The sequence below is a fragment of the Bradyrhizobium sp. ORS 86 genome, from assembly GCF_045571475.1.
Classification (GTDB): Bacteria; Pseudomonadota; Alphaproteobacteria; order Rhizobiales; family Xanthobacteraceae; genus Bradyrhizobium.
The window spans coordinates 4720297-4740978 of the sequence record NZ_CP120699.1 but is presented as its reverse complement, the minus strand read 5'-3'; the positions used below and the strand labels follow the sequence as shown (position 1 = coordinate 4740978).

The window sequence follows — 20682 nt, the reverse complement described above, 5'->3', positions numbered from 1 at the left end:
CAAATGCATAGCCGGGGCCTGAATCCGGGCTAACCTATGCATTCCGGCCGGGAGTATAGCCCGCGCCTTGTATTGTGCGGTGCGGTAGAAGGTAGAGGCACGGCTTCCCATGTCATCCGAGAGTGCGATCACCGCGGCGGAAACGCCCGCGGCCAATGGGCATGGCGAGGCGCATTCCACTGCAGGCTTCAAGGCGCTGATGCTCGGCAGCATCGGTGTCGTTTATGGCGACATCGGCACCAGCCCGCTATACGCGCTGCGTGAGGCTGTCGTCGCGGCGAGCGGCGGTGAAGCGGGCGTAACCGCCCATGTGGTGCTCGGCGTGATCTCGCTGATCCTCTGGGCGCTGATCGTCGTCGTCACGCTGAAATATGTCGTGATCCTGCTCCGGGCCGACAACAACGGCGAAGGCGGTACGCTGGCGCTGATGGCGCTGGCACAGCGTGCCGCGACCAGGGGCGCCGCCGTGATCGTGCTGCTCGGCATCATCAGCGGCGCATTGTTCTACGGCGACGCCGTCATCACCCCGGCGCTCTCGGTGCTGTCAGCGATCGAAGGCATCAAGCTCGTCACCGCGACCTTCGATCCCTATGTCGTGCCGATCACGGTGGTCATCCTGGTCGTGCTGTTCTCGGTGCAGTCGCGGGGCACGGCCCGCGTCGCCGCGTTCTTCGGCCCGGTGATGTGCGTATGGTTCGCGCTGATTGCGACCGCCGCGCTGCCACAGATCGTGCGGCATCCGGAAGTCTTGTACGCTTTCAATCCGGCCCTCGCGGTGTCGTTCATGCTGCATCACGGCGTGATCGGCTTCATCACGCTCGGTGCCGTCTTCCTTGCCGTGACCGGTGCCGAGGCGCTCTATGCCGATCTCGGCCATTTCGGCAAGCGGCCGATCCAGACCGCGTGGCTGGTCATCGTGCTGCCGTCGCTGGCGCTGAACTATCTGGGGCAGGGCGCGCTCCTGATCGGTGATCCCAAGGGTATCGAGAACCCGTTCTTCCTGATGTTCCCGGACTGGGCGCTGATCCCCATGGTTGCGCTTGCGACGGTAGCGACCGTGATCGCGAGCCAGGCGGTTATCACCGGTGCCTATTCACTGACGCGCCAGGCGATCCAGTTGGGCCTGCTGCCGCGGTTCGAAATCCGCCACACCTCGGAAGCGCATTCCGGGCAGATCTATATGCCGCGCATCAACCGCATGCTGTTCATCGCGGTCATCGTGCTGGTCCTGATGTTCCGTTCGTCAAGCGCGCTCGCCTCGGCCTATGGCATCTCCGTGACCGGCACCATGGTGGTGACGGCGATGATGGGCTTTGTCGTGATCTGGCGGGTCTGGAGGTGGTCACCGATCGCGGCCGCCGCGCTGGTCGCGCCGTTCCTGTTCCTCGATCTCACTTTCCTTGCCGCCAATCTCCTGAAGGTATTCGAGGGCGGCTGGGTGCCGTTGGCGCTCGGCGGCGCCATGATCATCGTGATGTACACCTGGCGTCACGGTAGCCGGCTGTTGTTCGAGAAGTCGCGCAAGCTGGAATTCCCGCTCGCCGATCTCGTCGCGATGCTGGAAAAGCGGCCGCCGCAGCGGGTCTCCGGCACTGCCGTGTTCCTGACCAGCGATCCCGTCAGCGCGCCGACCGCGCTGATGCACAGCCTCAAGCACTACAAGGTGCTGCACGAGAAGAACGTCATCCTCACCATCGAAACCGCGCCGACGCCGCGCATCGATCCCGCCGAGCGGGTTCGGATGGAGCAATTGAGCGAAACCTTCTCCAAGGTGACGCTGAAGTTCGGCTTCATGGAATCGCCGAACGTGCCGAAGACGCTGGCGATCGCTCGCAAGCTCGGCTGGCAGTTCGACATCATGTCGACGTCGTTCTTCCTGTCCCGCCGAGCGCTGAAGCCGGCCGCCCATTCCGGCATGCCGCGCTGGCAGGACCATCTGTTCATTGCCTTGAGCCGCGCGTCCAACGATGCCACCGACTATTTCCAGATCCCCACCGGGCGGGTGGTCGAGGTCGGCACCCAGGTCACGATCTAGCTCAACGCAGGGCCGTAACCCGTTTTGGGCGCTTGATTTTCTCAGCGCGAGAGGCGACTTTGCGGCCCGGACCGGCGGGGCGCGCAGCCGGCCATTCTGATATCGGGAGGATTTTTCCGTGGCGGACCACAAGGTGCAAGATTTGTTTCCGGACGAGGTGTCAAAGGGAGTAGCCGAAGGTCGCTATCTCCTGGTCGACGTCCGCGAGCCGAATGAGGTCGCCGTCGAGGCCTATCCCGATGGCGTCGTCGTGCCGCTGTCGACCTTCGACCCGGCGGCGATTCCGGATCCACAGGGCAAGCAGGTGGTGTTTGCCTGCCGCTCCGGCAAGCGCTCGGTGACAGCCTCGCTGGCCGCCCAGGCGGCCGGCTTGCCTTACGACAAGCATCTGGCCGGCGGCATCATCGGCTGGAAGGCTGCGGGATTGCCCACCAGGACGGGCGGCTGATCCTCGACATGACCTCCATGAACAAGGTCTTCGCAGACCTTCCAGTCACGATCTTCGAGGCGATGTCGCAAGCCGCTCGCGACAACAACGCCATCAATCTCGGACAAGGCTTTCCCGACGATCCCGGGCCGGAGGATATCCGCCGCGCCGCCGCGGACGCTTCGGTGAACGGTTACAACCAGTATCCGTCGATGATGGGCATTCCGGAGCTCCGTCAGGCGATTGCCTCACACTATGGCCGCTGGCACGGCCTCGCGCTCGATCCGATGACCGAGGTGATGGTGACGTCAGGGGGCACCGAGGCGCTGACCTCCGCGATCCTCGCCGTCGTCGAGCCCGGCGACGAAGTGATCGTGTTTCAGCCGGTCTATGATTCCTATCTGCCGATCATCCGGCAGGCCGGCGGCATTCCGCGGCTGCTGCGTCTGGAGCCGCCGCACTGGCGGCTGAACGAGGAGATGCTGAGGAACGCGTTCAATCGCAAGACCAAGGCGGTGCTGTTCAACAACCCGCTCAATCCGGCGGCCGTGGTCTATCCGCGTGAGGACCTCGAACTGCTCGCGCGGTTCTGCCAGGAGTTCGACAGCGTCGCGATCTGCGACGAGGTCTGGGAGCACGTGGTGTTCGACGGACGCGAGCACATCCCGCTGATCACGATCCCGGGCATGCGCGACCGCACGATCAAGGTCGGCAGCGCCGGCAAGATCTTCTCGCTGACGGGATGGAAGATCGGCTTCGTCTGCGCTGCGCCGCCGCTGTTGCGGGTCGCAGCGAAGGTGCACCAGTTCCTCACCTTCACGACCGCACCAAATCTGCAGGCGGCCGTGGCCTACGGCCTCAACAAGCCCGACGATTACTTCCTGGACATGCGCAAGGATATGGCGCGGAGCCGGGACCGCCTGACCAAGGGGCTCGAAAGCCTCGGCTTTCCAGTGCTGAAGTCACAGGGAACCTATTTCCTCACCGTGGACCTGTCGCCGCTCGGCCTCAACGAGACCGATGCGGAGTTCTGTTGGCGTATCGTCAAGGACTACAAGGTCGCGGCGATCCCGGTGTCGGCATTCTATGAACAGGACGCGGTGACGTCGGTCGTGCGTTTTTGTTTCGCCAAGAAGGACGCCACGCTCGATGCGGCATTGGAGCGTCTGTCGGATGCGGTCCACCGCCGCAGGAGGTAAGCCCGGAATGCGAGAGCAGAGCCGTCGTCACGTGTGCCTGATCGGTGTCGTCGCCGCGGCGTTGCTGTTGTCCGTCTCCGTCCATGCGCAAGAGCGCACGGTCAACTTCTACAACTGGTCGAACTATATCGCGCCCGGGGTTTTGGAGGATTTCACCAAGGAAACCGGCATCAAGGTTGTCTACGACACGTTCGACGCCAACGAGACGCTCGAGACCCGCCTGCTCGCCGGCAGGTCGGGCTACGACGTCGTCGTGCCGACCGGCTATTTCCTGCAGCGTCAGATCACTGCGAAGGTGCTTCTGCCGCTGGACAAGTCGAAGCTGCCCAACCTCGCCAATGCGTGGCCCGTGGTGACCAAGCAGCTTGCGACCTATGACCCCGGCAATACGTATGGCGCCAACTACATGTGGGGCACCACCGGCATCGGCTACAACGTCAAGAAGGCACAGCAGGTCCTGGGGCCCGACGCCAAGATCGACAGTTGGGAGATGGTGTTCAAGCCGGAGAACCTCGCCAAGTTCAGGGATTGCGGGATCCACATGCTGGATTCCCCCGACGATATCCTGCCGGCGGCTCTGAACTATCTCGGGCTCGATCCGAATTCGACCAAGCAGGCGGACCTCGAGAAGGCCGCCGAGCTCGTCATGAAGATCCGGCCCTATGTGCGCAAATTCCATTCGTCCGAATATCTCAGCGCGCTGGCCTCGGGCGAGATCTGCTTCGTGGTCGGATGGTCGGGTGACATCATGCAGGCGCGCAGCCGCGCAGCGGAGGCCAAGTCCGGCATCGAGATCGGCTACACGATCCCGAAGGAGGGAGCGCAGATGTTCTTCGACAATCTCGCGATCCCTGCCGACGCGAAGAATGTCGAGGAGGCCTACGCGCTGATCAACTACCTCTACCGCCCAGATGTTGCGGCGAAGAATTCGAACTTCCTGTCCTACGCCAACGGCAATCTGGCGAGCCAGAAGCTGATCGATCCGAAGATATTCAACGACAAGAACATCTATCCCGACGAGGCGATGCAGAAGAAGCTGTTCGTGATCACGGCGCGCGACCCCGCGACCCAGCGGATCATCAACCGGCTGTGGACCCGGGTGAAGACGGGGCGGTGACGTTCTCGTCGGCGCGCCGTACACCGTCATTACGAGGAGCGCTGGCGACGAAGCAATCCGTGGTTCTACAAACGGCAAGATGGATTGCTTCGCGAAGCCTGTCATCGGGCACGCGTTCGCGCGACCCAATGACGTAACCAAGGGTTTGGCCTTATCGCCAGCGCCGGTGCAGCCAGAGCCACTGATCCGGATATTCGCGAACCCAGCCCTCGACGACATCGGTGACCGCCTGCATCGTGCCCTGGATGTCGATTTGGCCGGATGCATCGAACACCGGCTTCACTTCCTCCGACAGCTCGGCACGGAATCGGTTGTTGGGCAGGCGGATGATGCGGGTGCCATGGATCGGGCAGTCGACGAGGCGGCGCAGACGCGCCAGCAGCGGATTGGCGGTCGTCTTGCGGCCGAAGAAGGTGACCGGAACGCCGTTGGTGAGGTACTGGTCGACCAGCATCGCAACGTGCTGGCCGTTCTGCAGGGCCTGTCCGAGCCGTAGCGGTGCGTTTCGGCCGGCCGGGATCAGCGTTCCCATCTTGACCGCCCGGATGCGTTCGATGGCGCGGTCGGCGGATTCGATGTTCGGGCGGCGGAACAGGATTGCGGCATCGAGCCCGTGGGCCACCGCGCCAAGCGCTGGAAGCTCCCAGTTGCCGAGATGCGCGGCGAAGAACAGCGCCGGTTTGCCGTCGTCGCGGAGCTGATCGAACAGCTCCTTGCTGCGAGGCGAGACTTCGATCCGGCTGGACTTCTCCGGGTGATCGATATCGTAGTCCCAGATGTGATCGAGATGGACGAACTCGGCGCCGAGACGGCCGAGATTATGCCAGACGCCGGCGAGAATCGTCTCGATTTCCTCCGGCGACTTTTCCGGGAACGCCGCCCTGAGGTTCTCGCGGCCGATGCGGTCCTCGCGCAACCTGCGGCCGATGAAATGGGCGGCCCGGCCGAAGAAGTCCGCCGTCTTGTCCGGATCGAAATAGCGCGTGGCCCGCAACAGGCCGATCGTCAGCGCGCCGACCGCAACCTCGGTTATCGGCTTCGCGGCATCGCGAAGGCGCGCCCTGGTGCGAAGGAGCAGGCGGTTCATCGCGCGCAGCGAGAGCGTGGGCTCAGGCGGGTTCGCGCGTGAGGATCAGCGAGGCATTTTGCCCGCCGAAACCGAACGAGTTCGACATCACGGCGGTGACGCGGGCGTCGCGCGCCTTGTTACCGACTACGTCGAACGGGATTGCCGGATCAGGCACCTCGTAGTTGATGGTCGGCGGAATCCGCTGATGCTCAAGCGTGAGCAGCGAGAAGATCGCCTCGACCGCGCCGGCCGCCGAGATGGTGTGGCCTACCATCGACTTGTTCGACGACACGGGGATATTGGGCGTGTGTTCGCCGAACACTGCCGCGGTCGCAAGATATTCCATCTTGTCGTTCTCCGGCGTCGATGTGCCGTGCGCGTTGATGTGGTCGATCTGGTTCGGCTCCATGCCCGCATCGGCAAGCGTCTTGCGCACGCAGCCGATCGCAGGCTTGCCATCCGGGCTCGAACGCGTGCGGTGGAAGGAGTCGGTGAGTTCGCCGCAGCCGGCGACGACGCCGAGGATGGTTGCGCCACGCGCCATCGCGGCGTCGTAACTTTCGAGCACGAGCGCGCCGGCACCTTCGGCCATAACGAAACCATCGCGGTTCTTCGAGAATGGCTTCGAGGCGCCCTGTGGCGGATCGTTCTGGGTCGAGAGGGCCGACAGCAGCGAGAAGCGCACCATGGCTTCCGGATTGACCGAACCGTCGGTTGCGATGCACAGCGCCGCATCGGCCTCACCGCGTCGGATCGCCTCGACGCCGAGCTGGATCGCGGTTGCACCGGACGCGCAGGCCGTCGACAGCGAAATCGGCGACCCCTTGGTGCCGAAGGTTTCCGCGAGATGGAGCGCGACGGAGCCGAAGGTGAAACGGCGATGGAAACTGGTGAACTTGCCGCTGCCGCAGGCTGCCAGATACTCAACTAGTCCGAAATCCTTGGTCTCGACGGCGCGCGCGACCTCCAGCCGTTGCGGCCATTCGGTCTCGATCGGGGCAACGGCCAGAAACAGCGGACCGGGAAAATCGCCCTTGCTGCCGATGGCGGATTGCTCGAGCGCTTCCTCGGTGGCCATCACCGCGAGGCGTTCGGAAAGACTGGTCGACGAGAACGGATCGACCGTGACGAAATCAACCGCACCGGCCATCGTCGTCTTCATGCCGTCAATCGGGAAGCGCGTTACGGTCTTGATGCCGGATTCGCCCGCCGTCAGCCGCTTCCAGTTGTCCGTCTTGCCCGCGCCGAGCGAGGTCACGATTCCCATGCCGGTCACGACAACGATCGGCCGGCCGAATTTATCGCGTGGTGCTGTCATGGTTTCCCCGTCGGTGCTGCGCCAGACCTACTTGACGGCCTCGACCAGCGCCATGCCTTCGCCCTGGTAGTGACCGGCCCCCATGACGACAATCTGGGTTGGTGCATCCGCCTTTTCAACCTCGAACCCGGTCGGATCGTTGGCCGGGTAGAGCGCTCCACGCGAGATCGACAATGCGGCGAGCGCCAGCCCGAGCGGAAACTGCGCTTCAACCAAATGGCCGAAGGTCGTCCCGGTGGCCCGTACTGCGAGGCCGGGATGTTCGCTCAGGAAGGCGCGCTCTTCCGCGGTGGCGGGTTCGGCACCGGTCGCTCCCGTGATCAGGACCGGATGCTCGTCGTTGACCCCGAGCTGCGGCCACATCGCCTGCAGCGATCGTGTCAGGGCGCCGGATTCCTTGCGCCGGGCGAGATCGGCCACCACCTTGGTCAACTTGGCGTAGGGCTTCGCGCCGCGGGCTTCGGCATGCTCGCGCGATTCCATCACCAAGAATGCGCCGGCCGAACCGATTGCGAACCCCGGCTTGTCCTTGCGGGCCCAGACCGGCACATACCGGTCCTTCAGGCTGAAGCCGCCGAATTGATAGAGCATCAAGAGGTCGCCGCGATCGCCGTTGTGGGCGGCACCGACCAAGGCGATGTCGCTCTGGCCGGCGCCGATGCGGGCGACCGCGTTGCGCGCCGCGTCGATGCTCGAGGCTTCCTCGCCCATGAAGGTGCGCGAGGTGCCGCACACGCCGTGGACGATCGCGATATTGCCGGCGAGCAGGTTGGAGAGCTGCGCCAGGAACAGCGTCGGCCGCAGCTCGTTCATCAGCTTCTCGTTGATGGCGCCGGACGGCAAGTTGCCTTGCGCGTCGGCATTCATGATCGCCAGGTCGACCGTGAGATCGCGCTCGCCGCCACCGGCCGCGATGATCATGTCCATCCGCGACAGGATTTCCTGATTGCCTTTGACGCCGGCGGAGTCGAGCGCAAGGCCGGCCGCATAGGTGCCGATGCGCTGCCACATCTCCATCTGGCGTTGATCGCCTTTCTTGGGGATCTGAGCGTCGAAGCTGACCGGGGCGATCGGGTGGATCACGTAAGGCGCGATGCGCTGCTCATCGACGTTGACGCGCTTGGCGGCCAGTGCCTCCCAATGCGCGTCCAACCCCTCGCCAAGCGAGGACAGCAGACCAATTCCTGTGATCCAGACTTCTTTTGGCTCAGCCATGGGCAATTGCCTGCAGCGGGAATCCGATCTTGTTGGCCATCGCATCCATGTGGACGCGGAGGGCGGGATCGGGGAAGGGTGTAAGGCCGAAGGTTATTTCAGCGCTGCACTTCAAGTCCTTGCCGACGCGGCCTTTGGCCTTCGTGACCGCAAAGCCTGAGCCTTCGTGCTCGAGCTTTGCATCGATCGTCAAGAGCTGACCGGGGCTGACGAAGCCCCGCATCTTCGCTTCCTTTACGATTGCGAGAAACGGCATGCGTTCGAACTTCAACAGGCCGAGCAAGAGCCATCCCGAGCTCTGCGCCATCGCTTCGGTTAGCAGCACCCCGGGCATGATGGGGAAACCCGGAAAATGCCCTTGGAAAATGCTGTGCGTCGCCGGAACCTGCGCTTCGACCGTAATCGTCTTGGCGTCGAGGTTGAGGTCGACGATCCGGTCAATGAGCTGAAAAGTGTCAAGCTGCATGGCGGGCGATTACGAGCCCGTGCCCGTGCCCGCGTTCTTGGCCGCGACCAGCTCGTCGATGCGATCGGCGAGGTTCTTCAGCACGAAGTACTGCTCCGTGGTCGCCTTGCCGTCGTTGACCTCCTGGGTCCACTTCTCGAGCGGCATCTTGATTCCGAACGCCTTGTCGATGGCGAAGGCGATGTCCAGGAAGTCGAGGCTGTCGATTCCCAGATCGTCGATCGCATGGCTCTCCGGCTTGATCGTGTCGCGCGGAATATCGCAGGTCTCCGCGATAATGTTGGCGATCTGCTCGAATGTGGAGGACATCATTAAGCCTTTGATATATTGGGGGTAATTCCGGAGCGGCTTCGGAGAAAACGGATGCGTCGCCCCAGCCTCCCCTAGTTTTGTTGCCGGAGTCGTGTGCCCGTATATCGGAGCGGGGCCGTTAGTTCAATGGAGCTGGCCGACCCGGCAGGGGGCTGTTTTTCCGGGCAGGGGTTCCGGCCAGCCCGAGGCGCGATGAGATTGCATGGAAGCGTCCTCGCGCTTCGGCTCCTTGTTTGAACGCTCTTGAGGGAAGCCGCCTCACGCCTTTCCGGATCATGCGCTAGCTTCGCGGCATCACCGAAATCTTCGCGCAGTCGCGCCGGCCCATCAGCACGCAGTCTTGGGTCTTGCGGAGGTCGGCGATGCTCACGGCGAGCCAGATCCCGATCGCGGTGAGCGCGACCGTGAAGGCGAAGGCGGCGACGTTGGCAAGCATGCGCTGGCGGAAGTCGTCGGGCTCCTCGCGCGGCTTCTCGTAGCGGGACAAGTCATTGGCGACTGACGCCGGACGGACCGGCCGGGTCGGCTCCTGATGCTTGCCGGGCGTTTGCGCTGAGGTACGCGGCCGGAATTTGAGCACCACGTGCTCCTCATCCGAGGTGATTGGCCGCTGCGTTTTCACTGCTGTTAGTCCGGTCGCGTCGCAACCAATATGTAGCACGTTCGCCGTGCTCCTCACCTAAAATCTTAGTGCTCGCGGAGGTGGTATTCATGCGCCAAACCCTGGCGTGGAACCAGCCGTCGCGGATCCTGAGCCGACCATCGCTAAAGGCCGGAGAATCTCAGCGGGCGATGGCCGCTGCGGATGTCGGAATGGTCGGATGACTTTCGCGCATGCACAGTTTGCGCTGCAACGGCGTCATATCCCGAAACGATACGACCGCGCCTCGAACGGATGATTTCCGCGTCCACGCGTTGCGGTCAATCGCGCGAAGCTGGCCTTTCACTCCGCTGAGACGTCATGTCATAATGGAACCCGGCCGGCGATGCCGGCTAAGGGGAGCACAAATCATGGCCCATACGCGCGAGCCCTACGTCAAGCCGGTACCGATCCTGTCGCTGCGGCCGACCCAGATGACGGTCGGCATGCATGAGGTGAAGGAGAAGCGGAAGCGCTGGCGCGAGCACGCCTCCGACAAGAAGCGCGCGGAACTGCTCGGCAAGCATATGATCCCCGTAGTCCATGGGCCGGATGATCGGTACTACGTCGTCGATCACCATCACATGGCGCGTGCGCTGCACGAAGAGGGCGTGAAGGACATCCTGGTCACGGTGATCGGCGACCTGACGATGGTCGAACGTGACGTGTTCTGGGGCGTGATGGACAACAAGCGCTGGGTCTACCCTTACGATGCCAAGGGCGAACGGCGGCATTTCAAGGACATTCCGAAAACGATCAAGGATCTGAAGGACGATCCGTTCCGCAGCCTGGCCGGCGAGATGCGCCGGGCCGGCGGCTTCGCGAAGGACACGACGCCGTTCAGTGAATTCCTGTGGGCGGATTTCCTGCGCCGGCATATCCCGCGAAAGACGGTGGAGAACAATTTCGAGAAGGCGCTGGAGAAGGGGCTGGCGCTCGGACGCAGCAAGGATGCGGTCTACCTGCCGGGTTGGTGCGGGCCGGCATCGGACGACTGATCAACCTTGGCGTGCGTCGGTGTCGGATCCGGCGCCGCCGAACCTCCGACCAGGATGGCGCGCCGAGACGCGGATGATCCTGCTCCAGTCGGCCCAGGCGGGATCTACCTCGGCTGCCGCCCGAGCATGTAGAACTCGTCGTTCGGACGCATTGCGGTGACGTTGGCCATCCGGTTCGAGAGCGCGAAGAACGCCGCGACCGCGGCGATATCCCAGATGTCGTCGTCGCTGAAGCCGTGAGCGGCGAGGGCGGCGAAGTCGGCCTCCGAGACCTCTTCGGCCGCGCGGCTCACCTTCATCGCGAAATCGAGCATCGCGCGCTGCCGCGGCGTAATATCGGCCTTGCGGTAGTTGGTTGCGATCTGGTCAGCGATCAGCGGGTTCTTGGCGCGGATGCGCAGGATCGCGCCATGGGCGATCACGCAATACTGGCATTGGTTGGCGGCGCTGGTCGCGACCACGATCATCTCGCGCTCGGCCTTGGAGAGCCCGCTGTCCTTCTCCATCAGCGCGTCGTGATAGGCGAAGAACGCGCGAAATTCGTCGGGGCGATAGGCCAGCGACAGGAACACGTTCGGCACGAAACCCGACTTCTCCTGTACCGCGAGGATACGCGTGCGGATGTCATCGGGAAGCTTGTCGAGAGCGGGTGGAGCGAAACGCTTTGCGGTCGGCTGGGTCATGAGATGGTTTCCGGCATGCCGCAGGAATGCGGCGTCATCCGAAACCATAGTGGATGATCGCCGCGGTGCAAGGCGCATCGGCCCGCGGCCGTGGTCCTTGTCGGCGGATGACGGCGGGCTAGCGCAGCGGCTTCTTCAGCAGCGAGAAGCGATCCGGATCGAGCCCGAGCGAGGGCTGGAGCATCGGGGTTTCCGCCGGAGCGAGCGAGCGCGGCGGCGCCCGGTCGTTGGCGCCGGAATCGCCGAGCGCGTCGCGATGCGAGGTGGCGCCGCGCCAGCGTTCCAGCACGGCGCTGACGAAATGCAGGTCGTGGCCGGCGGTGACCGACGGCACCGTGGCGATGGTGGCTTCGCCGCGCGGCACCTGATGCGGCGGAACCTCCTTGAAGCGCAGCCGCGTCGGCAGCGCCACGCCTTCGCCGAACGCCAGCACCTCGCGGGTGCCGAGCGAGGGCACGAACGACAGCAGGTTGGCTGCTGCGTCCGACACCGCGGAGCGCAGCAGCGCCTGGTCGCGGTCGTTGGCAAGGCGCATCGTGAACAGCGTATTGCACTGGGAGATGATGGTGGCGTCGAGCTCGGCTGGACGCTGGGTGATGAGGCCGAGATAGACGCCGTATTTGCGGCCTTCCTTGGCGATGCGCGACACCGCCTTGCGGGTCGGACCAAACCCGATGTTGCGGTCAGCAGAGGCGTAGCGATGCGCCTCCTCGCAGACGAACAGCATCGGCGAGACGCCGTCGCTCCACAGGCCGAAATCGAACGCCATGCGGCACAGCACCGACACGACGGAATCGACGACTTCGACCGGGAAGCCGGCGAGCTGCATGATGGTCATCGGCTTGCCGTTGGCCGGCAGGCGGAACAAGTGGCTGATCACTTCCGCCATGGTGTCGCCGCCGACATTGGCGTTGTCGAACATGAAGGCGTAGCGCGGATCGTTGCGCACGGTGTCGATGCGCGAGATCAGCTTGTGATAGATGATGCGCGAGGAGCGGTTCTCCAGCTTGCCCATGCGCTCGTCGATCAGCGAGATCAGGTCGACGAGGCGATAGGGCACCGGCGTATCCACGGTGTAGCCGACTTGCTTGGGGTCAACACGCTTCAACCCAAGGCCGACCCGGTCGGAGCTCTGGTATTGGGTATAGATGCCCTTTGCGAGCGGAATCACTTCGGCGAGGATGTCGAGTTCGTCGGGCACGCCCGGGCGCCCGCCGAACAGCACGTCGACGATCTCCTCGAAGTTGAACAGCCAGAACGGCAGCTTCAGGTTTCGCGGGTTGAGCACCTGCGCGCGCTCGCCGAAGCAGCGGCCGTATTCGTTGTGAACATCGAGCAGGAAGATGCGCAGGTTCGGCCGCGACCTCAGGATCTCGTTGAGCAGGAGCGACACGCCGGTCGACTTGCCGACGCCGGTCGAGCCGAGCACCGCGAAGTGTTTGGAGAGCATTTCCTCGACATCGACATAGGCAATCACCGAGCGGTCCTGCTGCAGCGTGCCGACGTTGATCTGGTCCGAGCCGTTCGGCGCGTAAACCGTGCGCAGCTCCTGGTTGGTGATCAGCTCGACGCCGTCGCCGATCGTCGGATAGTGGGTGACGCCACGTTGGAACTTGGGGCGCTCGCCACCGAGGATCTCGCCGAGCAGGTCGACCGATGCGGTCGCGACATAGGTGTCGGAAGGCGGCAGGTCCTCGCACGAGACTTCGGTGATCATGGCGACGATGACCGAGGTCGCACAACGGATGCTGACGAACCGGCCGACCGTCGCACGCATTTCCGAAAGTGGCATCTGGCCAGTGGCCATCAGCCCGACCCGGGCCTGCGAGCCGCGCACAGAGATCACACGTCCGAAGGATGTCACTGATGTGGCCTGGTTGTTCCGAAAAATTAAACGTCCGGACCAATATGCCGGGGCGGGGTTGGACAATCCGTTAAATCGTCACGGTTCCTGGTCGGCTAAATCTAGTGCTTCGCAGTGACGATTTGTTCTCGTAATGCGATGAGGTGCGATGAAGCGGCGTGGTCTCCGGGAAGAAATCGTCGCTTTCCGGGACAGCCCGCAATTGTTTCGCAGTGTTTCCGTTAACGTCGGATTTACCATGTTCAACGAGTGCATTCTGCGGATCATCGTCGTCGGCGTGTTGCATGCATTGCCACGCCGTTTCTCGGTATCGTGTAACCGATTGCTAACTGCGAGTTGTAACGCGCTCTCCATTTGTCGCGCGTAACGATGCGGTCTCTCGGGGGGAGACCAACGTGAGCATCGAGGATCGCAATCCGACGCCAGGAAATGTCGAGAGCGGCTCGGCCAAAGGGCTTGCGTTCTGCGCCGGCCTGTTGGTGGGCAGCCTGCTTGGGAGTGCGACATCGAGCTGGAGCGTGCGCGAAGGGCTGCTGATGGCGGCGGTCGCGATCTTGGGCGTCATTGTCTTCCTGGTGTTGAAGCGACATCAGATCTCGGATGAGCGGCTCGCCGTCGAGCGCCGCAATCTCTCGACCGCGGTGAACAACATTCCGCAGGGACTTGTCCTTTACGATGCGTCGGCCCGCATCATCATCTGCAACCGGACTTACCTCGAGATGTTCGGCCTCTCGCCTGACATCGCAAAGCCAGGCTGCACGATGCAGCGGCTGATCGCGCACCGCCAGGAGACCGGATCGTTCGACGGCGACGTCGACGAATTCTGCAATGCCATCATCCGCAATGTGGCGCTCGGCAAGGCAACGCGTCAGCTCACGGAGGCGCCGGGTGGGCGTGCAATCGAGATCGTCAACAAGCCGCTGCCCCAGGGCGGATGGGTCGCGACGATCGAGGACATTACCGAGCGCACCCGCGCCGACGAGAAGATTGCCCATATGGCGCACTATGATGCGCTGACCGATCTGCCTAACCGTGTGCTGTTCCGCGAGCGGCTGGAGCAGGCGCTGAAGGCGATCCGGCCGGGCGAGCAGCTCGCCGTCATGTACATCGACATCGACGAGTTCAAGAGCGTCAACGACGCGTTTGGCCATGATATTGGTGACGAGCTGCTCAAGGCGATCGCCGACCGCCTGAGCTCCTGTCTGAAGGACACCGACGTCGTGGCGCGGCTCGGCGGTGACGAGTTCGCCGTGATCCAGACCGCCATCCGCAACCACACCGAGACCATGCAGTTGCTGGCTGCGATCTATCAGACGATCCGCGAGCCGATCGATTGCGTCGGACATCTGATCACCACCGACGCCAGCGTCGGGATCGCGGTGGCGCCCGCCGACGGCCTCGAACTCGATCAATTGCTGCGCAACGCGGACCTCGCGTTGCACGGGGCGAAGAGCGATGGTCGCCGCACCTACCGGTTCTTCGAGGCCGGCATGGATGCGCGTGCCAAGGCGCGGCGCAGCCTCGAACTCGAGCTGCGTCGAGCCATCGCCGATGGCAGCTTCGAGCTCCACTATCAGCCGCTGCTCCATCTCGAGGCCGGCCAGGTCCGTTGCTGCGAAGCGCTGCTGCGCTGGCGCCATCCCGAACGCGGCACCATCTCGCCGGCGGATTTCATTCCGGTCGCCGAGGAGACCGGCCTGATCAACGATATCGGGCACTGGGTGCTCAATAGCGCATGTCGCGAGGCGGTGAACTGGCCCGACCACGTTCATGTCGCGGTCAACGTGTCCCCAATTCAGTTCAAGAGTCAGACGCTGGCGTTGAACGTCGCCGCCGCGCTTGCGGCATCGGGGCTTCCGGCCTCGCGGCTCGAGCTCGAGATCACCGAAGCAGTGCTGATCCGCGACGACGATGCCGCGCTCGATATCCTGCATCAATTGCGCGGGCTCGGCGTGCGGATCGCGCTGGACGATTTCGGCACCGGCTATTCCTCGCTGAGTTATTTGCAGCGGTTCCCGTTCGACAAGATCAAGATCGATCGCGCCTTCATCAAGGATCTCGCCGGCGCTGGTGCGTCCTCGACGATTGTGCAGGCGGTCGTGAACATTGCCGCTGCCAGCGACATGACCACCACCGCCGAGGGCGTCGAGACCGAGCAGCAGCGCAACATGCTCCGTATCCTCGGCTGCACCGAAATGCAGGGCTATCTGTTCAGCCGGCCGGTGCCGGCGGTCGAGATCCGCAAGCTGCTGTCGTCGCGCCGCGAGAATGTGGCCTCGGTCGCCTGACGCCAGGCATTGTCCATGGTGTGCGCGCTCACCGGCGTGTTGACGGTGTCGGCGATTGCGCTGAGGCCACATGTGCCGGCGCCGCGGTTGAGCGTGGGGTCTCCCGGTTGGTTTCGCGCGGTGCTGGCCGCCGTCCACCATCTTGTTGATGAGACCTAATCCTTTATACACTAGTACAAATGCCGCGCTGATCCCGTCACAGCAATCGCTTGCGATATCGATCTGGAGTCGCCCGCGGAAGGAGGTCGCCTCATGAAGCCCGAACCGATCTTCGATCTCGCTCATCTCGGCCATACGGAGCTGCTGACGCCGAAACCGGACGAGAGCCTCAAATTCTTCGTCGATGTCATGGGCATGACCGTCAGCGGGCGGAAAGGCGAGTCGGTCTATCTGCGGGGCTGGGACGACTATGAACGCTATTCGCTCAAGCTCACGGCGTCGAAGACCTCGGGCATGGAGCACATGGCGTTGCGTGCCCGCAGCCCGCAGGCGCTCGAGCGTCGCGTCGCGGCGCTGAAGGGCTCGGGTTTCGACATCGGCTGGATCGATGGCGACATGGGGCAGGGGCCGGCATTCCGCTGCCGTGATCCCGACGGTCACGTCATCGAACTCTATTACGAGACGGAGTGGTACGAGGCGCCTGCCGAGCTGAAGCCCGCGCTGAAGAATCAGGCGCAGCGCTTTCCGGCGCGCGGCGTCAATGTCCGCCGGCTCGATCATCTCAACTGCCTCGCGGTCGACATCAAGGCCAATCGTCTGTTCTTCGAAAATTATCTCGGTTGCCGGACCACCGAGCAGATCGTGCTGAATGACGGCAGCGAAGCCGCGATGTGGATGACGATGTCGAACAAGAGCTATGACTTCGCCTATACGCGCGATCACTACGGTGTTTCCGGCCGCTTCCATCACGTCACCTACGCGCTCGACAGCCGCGAGGAGATCCTGCGCGCCGCCGATATCTTTCTCGAGAACGGCGTGCACATCGAGACCGGGCCGCACAAGCACGCGATCCAGCAGACGTTCTTCCTCTATGTCTACGAGCCCGGCGGCAATCGCGTCGAGGTCGCCAATGCCGGCGCCCGCCTGATCCTCGCGCCGGACTGGAAGCCGATCGTCTGGACCGAGGCGGAGCGCAAGAAGGGGCAGGCGTGGGGTTTGAAGACGATCGAGTCGTTCCACACCCACGGTACACCGCCGGTGACGCGCTGAGACGCAACTCGCGATCCGGCATCGCCGGCCGGCTACACGGCGCCGATTGCGAAACGCGTCGATACGCCGCCGCGACCACAAGCGGTCGATGGCTATAGTATCTGACGCATGATCGACATGGTCTGGTTCGAGAGGATCGGCACAATGAAAGGCATGACGTCGAAGGGATCGGCGAAGATCGCAAGGAAAGTCCCCGCCAAACGGAGTGCTGCAAAGCCGCGTCTCCTTGCGGGCGGCAATCCCCAGATTCCGAAGGGTGAGGGCGACGCTCCCGTGCAGGCCTATATCGCGGCGATGCCGGGCTGGAAGCGCGACGTCGGACGCAGCCTCGACGCGCTGATCTCGCGCACCGTGCCCAGTGTGCACAAGGCAGTGAAATGGAATTCGCCGCTTTACGGCATGGAAGGCCAAGGCTGGTTCCTCGGAATTCACACCTTCACGAATTACGTCAAAGTGGCGTTTTTCCGCGGCGCATCGCTGCGTCCTGTCCCGCCGGGCGAATCCAAGCGGCCGGATACGCGCTATCTCAACATCCACCAGACCGATGAGTTGGACGAAACCCAGTTCGCCGCCTGGGTCAAGCAAGCCAGTCAACTGCCCGGCGAACGAATGTAAGTGGCGCTGCGGCCTTGCGGGCGCTGCGTTCCTCACCATGTCTCGGAGGCCCGAACGGCAGCACGAGGTGGCGCCATGGCGTCGCAACCCGACTTCTCCAGTGAGACCTTCAACCGAGATCCCGCCGCCGGCATCGCGGCTTTGCGTGCTCGCGGGCGGCTCGTCGAGGTGAAATTTCCGATCATCGGGCGGGTCTGGCTGACGACCACCTACGAGACGGCGTCGGAGATGCTGAAGGACAGCACGACCTTCACGCTCCGCAAGGAGGATGGCGAGGTCGCCGGTCTGCGCTGGTGGATGCCGAAGTCGATCGCGACCGTCGCCAACAACATGCTGACGATGGACGAGCCCGATCATACGCGGCTGCGCAGCATCGTCGATGAGGCCTTCCGCCGTCGCGCCGTGCTCGGCATGGAGCCGCATATCCGTGCCATCGCCGATCGCCTGGCCGACGAGCTGTTCGCGGCCGGAAGCCCGGCCGATCTCGTTCAGCGCTATGCGCGCATCCTGCCGGTGTCGGTGATCTGCGAACTGCTCGGCCTGCCGACGGCAGACCGGCCGAAATTCATCGCCTGGGCCAATGCGATGACGCAGCTCAGGGGCCCGATCAGCTTCCTGCGCATGATGGGCTCGCTGTCGAAGATGCGGCGCTATCTCGCGGAGCAATTGCAGTCGGCGCGCGAGCGTGGCGGTGAGGGGCTGATCGCCGAGCTGGTGCAGGTTGAGAAGGAGGGCGGCCGGATCACGCCGGACGAGATGGTCTCGATGATGTTCCTGTTGCTCGGCGCCGGCTCCGAGACCACGACGCATCTGATCAGCGGATCGGTGTTCGAACTGCTGCGGGATCCCGCGCGGCGCGATTGGCTCGCGGCCGATTGGAGCCGCATCGGCCTCGCGGTGGAGGAATTCCTGCGCTTCGTGTCGCCGGTGCAGTTCACCAAGCCGCGCTATGTCAGGCGCGATGTCGAGCTCGGTGGCGTCAGGCTGAAGAAGGGTGATCGTGTGATGGCGATGATCGCAGCCGCCAACATCGATCCGACCGCGCACGAGCATCCTGAACGGATGGATCTCGAACGCCGGCCGAACCGGCACGTCTCGTTCGGGACCGGAATCCATTTCTGTCTCGGCCACCAGCTCGCGCGAATCGAGGCGGCCTGCGCGCTGCAGGCCCTGTTCACCCGGTGGCCCCGCCTGCAGCTTGCGGTCAAGCCTGAGCAAGTTCGCTGGCGCGGGCGTCCGGGCATCCGCGCGATCGACACATTGCCGGTCGTCGCCGGCGGCTGACGGGGTATGCGACTGGATCGTTGCTTGACCTCCGGCGTTCGGTGCTAGGCTGCGCTGCGACACGAACGTCAGAGGAAAACGTCGATGAGCGAACAGACGACGGACAAGCGCGTGCGGGAGGCGTCCCGCAGGCATTTCCTGCAGGCCGGTGCGGCATTGGCCGGTGGCTCCGCTGTGGCGGGGCTCGGTGGCTCGCGCGCGCTTGCCGAAGCCGAGAGCAACCTTCCGCCCAACGTCCCCGAATGGATGAAGGCGCCGGGCGATCCGATGGGAAGCCAACCCTACGGCACGCCCTCGGTTCATGAGAAGGGCGTCATCAAGAACATCTCGAAGACGCTGCCGCAATACATCTCTGCCTCCGGCCGCACGCCGCTGCAGGAGCTCGACGGCATCATCACGCCGAACGGCCTGTTCTATGAGCGCCACCATGGCGGCGTGCCGACCATCGATCCGGCCGAGCATCGGCTGATGCTGCATGGCATGGTCGATCGTCCGCTGGTGTTCACGATGGACGACATCCGCCGTTTTCCGTCGCAGTCGCGGATCCATTTCCTCGAGTGCTCCGGTAACCCGGTCTACACCAAGCCTTACGGCAAAACGGCATCGGACCTCGTCGGCCTCGTGAGCTGTGCCGAATGGACCGGCGTGCCACTGAAGACGGTGCTGAACGAGGCCGGTTTGCAGGCCGGCGCCAAATGGGTCGTGGCCGAAGGCGCCGATGCCGCCGCGCTGACCCGCAGCATCCCGATCGAGAAATGCCTCGACGACGCGATGCTGGTCTACAGCCAGAACGGCGAGCGGCTGCGCCCGCAGCAGGGCTATCCGCTGCGGCTGCTGTTGCCCGGCTTCGAAGGCAACATGAACGTGAAGTGGCTGCGCCGGCTCAAGGTAGTGGCAGAGCCCGCCTATTCGCGCGAGGAGACCTCGAAATATACCGACCCGATGCCCGATGGCACGGCGCGCGAATTCACCTTCTATATGGAAGCCAAATCGATCATCACGCGGCCCTCGGGTGGGCAGAAGCTGACCACCAAGGGCTTCCATGAGATCATGGGGCTTGCCTGGAGCGGCCACGGCAAGATCAAGCGGGTCGAGGTGTCGGTCGATGACGGCAAGACCTGGCAGGACGCCGTGCTGCAGGAGCCGGTGTTGACGCGGGCGCTGACGCGCTTCCGCTTGCCCTGGCATTGGGATGGAGCGCCCGCGGTGATCCAGAGCCGCGCCATCGACGAAACCGGCTACGTGCAGCCGACGCTTGCTGAATTGGTGGCGGTGCGTGGCGTCAACTCCTTCTACCACAACAATGCGATCTGGCCCTGGCGGATCGATGCGAACGGCGAGGTGAGCAATGCGCAGGCTTGATCTCAAGGTCGCGCTGCTGGCGGGCGCCATCGCCGCGATCGGTTTTGCTGCGCAGGCCGAGGAGCGCTACGGCATCGGCCGGCCGGCCACACCTGCCGAGATCGCCGGCTGGAATATCGATATCGGACGTGACGGCTCGAACCTGCCGCCGGGCAGCGGCAGCGCCGAGCGCGGCCGGGTGGTGTTCAGCGAGCAATGCGTGGCCTGTCATGGCGACAAGGGGCAGGGCGGCGTGGGCGATCGCCTTGTCGGCGGACAGGGTACGCTCGCGACCGCCAAGCCGATCCGCACCGTCGGCAGCTACTGGCCCTACGCCCCGACGCTGTTCGACTACATCCGCCGCGCCATGCCGCAGAATGCGCCGCAGTCGCTGAGCAATGAGGATGTCTACGCGGTATCCGCCTACATCCTCAGCCTCAACGGCATCGTGCCGGCCGACGCCGTGCTCGACGCCAAGTCGCTTGCCGCGATCAAGATGCCGAACCGTGGCGGCTTCGTCGGCGATCCGCGGCCCGACGTGCATAACCACTGACGGTCGCGCAACCCAGCGCCCAGCGGCTTCGACAGCCGCCGGTGCGCCT

Annotated in this window: 19 protein-coding genes; 11 read left to right on the top strand and 8 right to left on the bottom strand. The window is 63.9% G+C overall.

Going from position 1 to position 20682, the window contains the following annotated elements; translation table 11 throughout:
* The first annotated feature begins 109 nt into the window (after positions 1–109).
* The 4 genes from P6U25_RS22210 (at position 110) to P6U25_RS22195 (ending at position 4778) form a co-directional block, all read left to right on the top strand.
* Entirely contained in the window at positions 110–2035 is a 1926-nt protein-coding gene (locus tag P6U25_RS22210) for a potassium transporter Kup (RefSeq protein ID WP_407146904.1), read from the top strand.
* 118 nt (positions 2036–2153) lie between these two features.
* Entirely contained in the window at positions 2154–2483 is a 330-nt protein-coding gene (locus tag P6U25_RS22205) for a rhodanese-like domain-containing protein (protein WP_407146903.1), read from the top strand.
* An 8-nt stretch (positions 2484–2491) separates the two neighbouring features.
* Positions 2492–3661 carry an aminotransferase gene (locus tag P6U25_RS22200; RefSeq protein ID WP_407146902.1) on the top strand — a complete coding sequence of 390 codons (1170 nt, stop codon included), beginning with the start codon at positions 2492–2494 and terminating at the stop codon, positions 3659–3661.
* Positions 3662–3668: 7 nt separating this feature from the next.
* Positions 3669–4778, top strand: a complete 1110-nt coding sequence (locus P6U25_RS22195) for a polyamine ABC transporter substrate-binding protein (RefSeq protein WP_407146901.1) — start codon at positions 3669–3671, stop codon at positions 4776–4778.
* A 151-nt stretch (positions 4779–4929) separates the two neighbouring features.
* Here the strand turns inward: P6U25_RS22195 and P6U25_RS22190 are convergent, their stop codons facing one another.
* The 6 genes from P6U25_RS22190 to P6U25_RS22165 all read right to left on the bottom strand — a co-directional run bounded on the left by P6U25_RS22190 (position 4930) and on the right by P6U25_RS22165 (position 9780).
* A complete protein-coding gene (locus P6U25_RS22190; RefSeq protein ID WP_407146900.1) occupies positions 4930–5865 on the bottom strand; it encodes a lipid A biosynthesis lauroyl acyltransferase in 936 nt (311 codons plus the stop codon).
* Between the two features lie 22 nt (positions 5866–5887).
* Positions 5888–7165, bottom strand: a complete 1278-nt coding sequence (locus tag P6U25_RS22185) for a beta-ketoacyl-ACP synthase (protein WP_407146899.1) — start codon at positions 7163–7165, stop codon at positions 5888–5890.
* 27 nt (positions 7166–7192) lie between these two features.
* Entirely contained in the window at positions 7193–8380 is a 1188-nt protein-coding gene (locus tag P6U25_RS22180; protein ID WP_407146898.1) for a beta-ketoacyl-ACP synthase, read from the bottom strand.
* Entirely contained in the window at positions 8373–8846 is a 474-nt protein-coding gene (locus P6U25_RS22175; RefSeq protein WP_407146897.1) for a 3-hydroxyacyl-ACP dehydratase FabZ family protein, read from the bottom strand. Before P6U25_RS22175 ends, P6U25_RS22180 begins: the two co-directional genes overlap by 8 nt.
* A 9-nt stretch (positions 8847–8855) precedes the next feature.
* The gene (locus P6U25_RS22170) at positions 8856–9155 is read right to left on the bottom strand and encodes an acyl carrier protein (protein WP_024582229.1); all 300 of its coding nucleotides are present in this window, start codon (positions 9153–9155) and stop codon (positions 8856–8858) included.
* Between the two features lie 283 nt (positions 9156–9438).
* Positions 9439–9780 carry a hypothetical protein gene (locus P6U25_RS22165; RefSeq protein ID WP_407146896.1) on the bottom strand — a complete coding sequence of 114 codons (342 nt, stop codon included), beginning with the start codon at positions 9778–9780 and terminating at the stop codon, positions 9439–9441.
* Positions 9781–10169: 389 nt separating this feature from the next.
* Here P6U25_RS22165 and P6U25_RS22160 point away from each other — a divergent pair, with 389 nt between their 5' ends.
* Entirely contained in the window at positions 10170–10796 is a 627-nt protein-coding gene (locus tag P6U25_RS22160; RefSeq protein ID WP_407146895.1) for a ParB-like protein, read from the top strand.
* 104 nt (positions 10797–10900) lie between these two features.
* Here P6U25_RS22160 and P6U25_RS22155 read toward each other — a convergent pair whose 3' ends face one another.
* Positions 10901–11479: a peroxidase-related enzyme gene (locus P6U25_RS22155; protein WP_407146894.1), complete on the bottom strand. Its 579-nt coding sequence runs from the start codon at positions 11477–11479 to the stop codon at positions 10901–10903.
* A gap of 118 nt (positions 11480–11597) precedes the next feature.
* Complete coding sequence (locus P6U25_RS22150) at positions 11598–13286, bottom strand: ATP-binding protein (RefSeq protein ID WP_407152579.1); 1689 nt, start codon at positions 13284–13286, stop codon at positions 11598–11600.
* A 452-nt stretch (positions 13287–13738) separates the two neighbouring features.
* Here P6U25_RS22150 and P6U25_RS22145 point away from each other — a divergent pair, with 452 nt between their 5' ends.
* The 6 genes from P6U25_RS22145 (at position 13739) to P6U25_RS22120 (ending at position 20633) form a co-directional block, all read left to right on the top strand.
* Complete coding sequence (locus P6U25_RS22145) at positions 13739–15631, top strand: putative bifunctional diguanylate cyclase/phosphodiesterase (protein ID WP_407146893.1); 1893 nt, start codon at positions 13739–13741, stop codon at positions 15629–15631.
* 252 nt (positions 15632–15883) lie between these two features.
* Entirely contained in the window at positions 15884–16840 is a 957-nt protein-coding gene (locus P6U25_RS22140; RefSeq protein WP_407146892.1) for a catechol 2,3-dioxygenase, read from the top strand.
* A 144-nt stretch (positions 16841–16984) separates the two neighbouring features.
* On the top strand, positions 16985–17455 hold the full coding sequence (locus P6U25_RS22135; protein ID WP_407146891.1) for a DUF1801 domain-containing protein: 471 nt from the start codon (positions 16985–16987) through the stop codon (positions 17453–17455).
* 75 nt (positions 17456–17530) lie between these two features.
* On the top strand, positions 17531–18739 hold the full coding sequence (locus tag P6U25_RS22130) for a cytochrome P450 (RefSeq protein WP_407146890.1): 1209 nt from the start codon (positions 17531–17533) through the stop codon (positions 18737–18739).
* Between the two features lie 84 nt (positions 18740–18823).
* Complete coding sequence (gene soxC / locus P6U25_RS22125; RefSeq protein ID WP_407146889.1) at positions 18824–20101, top strand: sulfite dehydrogenase; 1278 nt, start codon at positions 18824–18826, stop codon at positions 20099–20101.
* Positions 20088–20633 carry a c-type cytochrome gene (locus tag P6U25_RS22120; RefSeq protein WP_407146888.1) on the top strand — a complete coding sequence of 182 codons (546 nt, stop codon included), beginning with the start codon at positions 20088–20090 and terminating at the stop codon, positions 20631–20633. Before soxC ends, P6U25_RS22120 begins: the two co-directional genes overlap by 14 nt.
* The last annotated feature ends 49 nt before the right edge of the window (positions 20634–20682 follow it).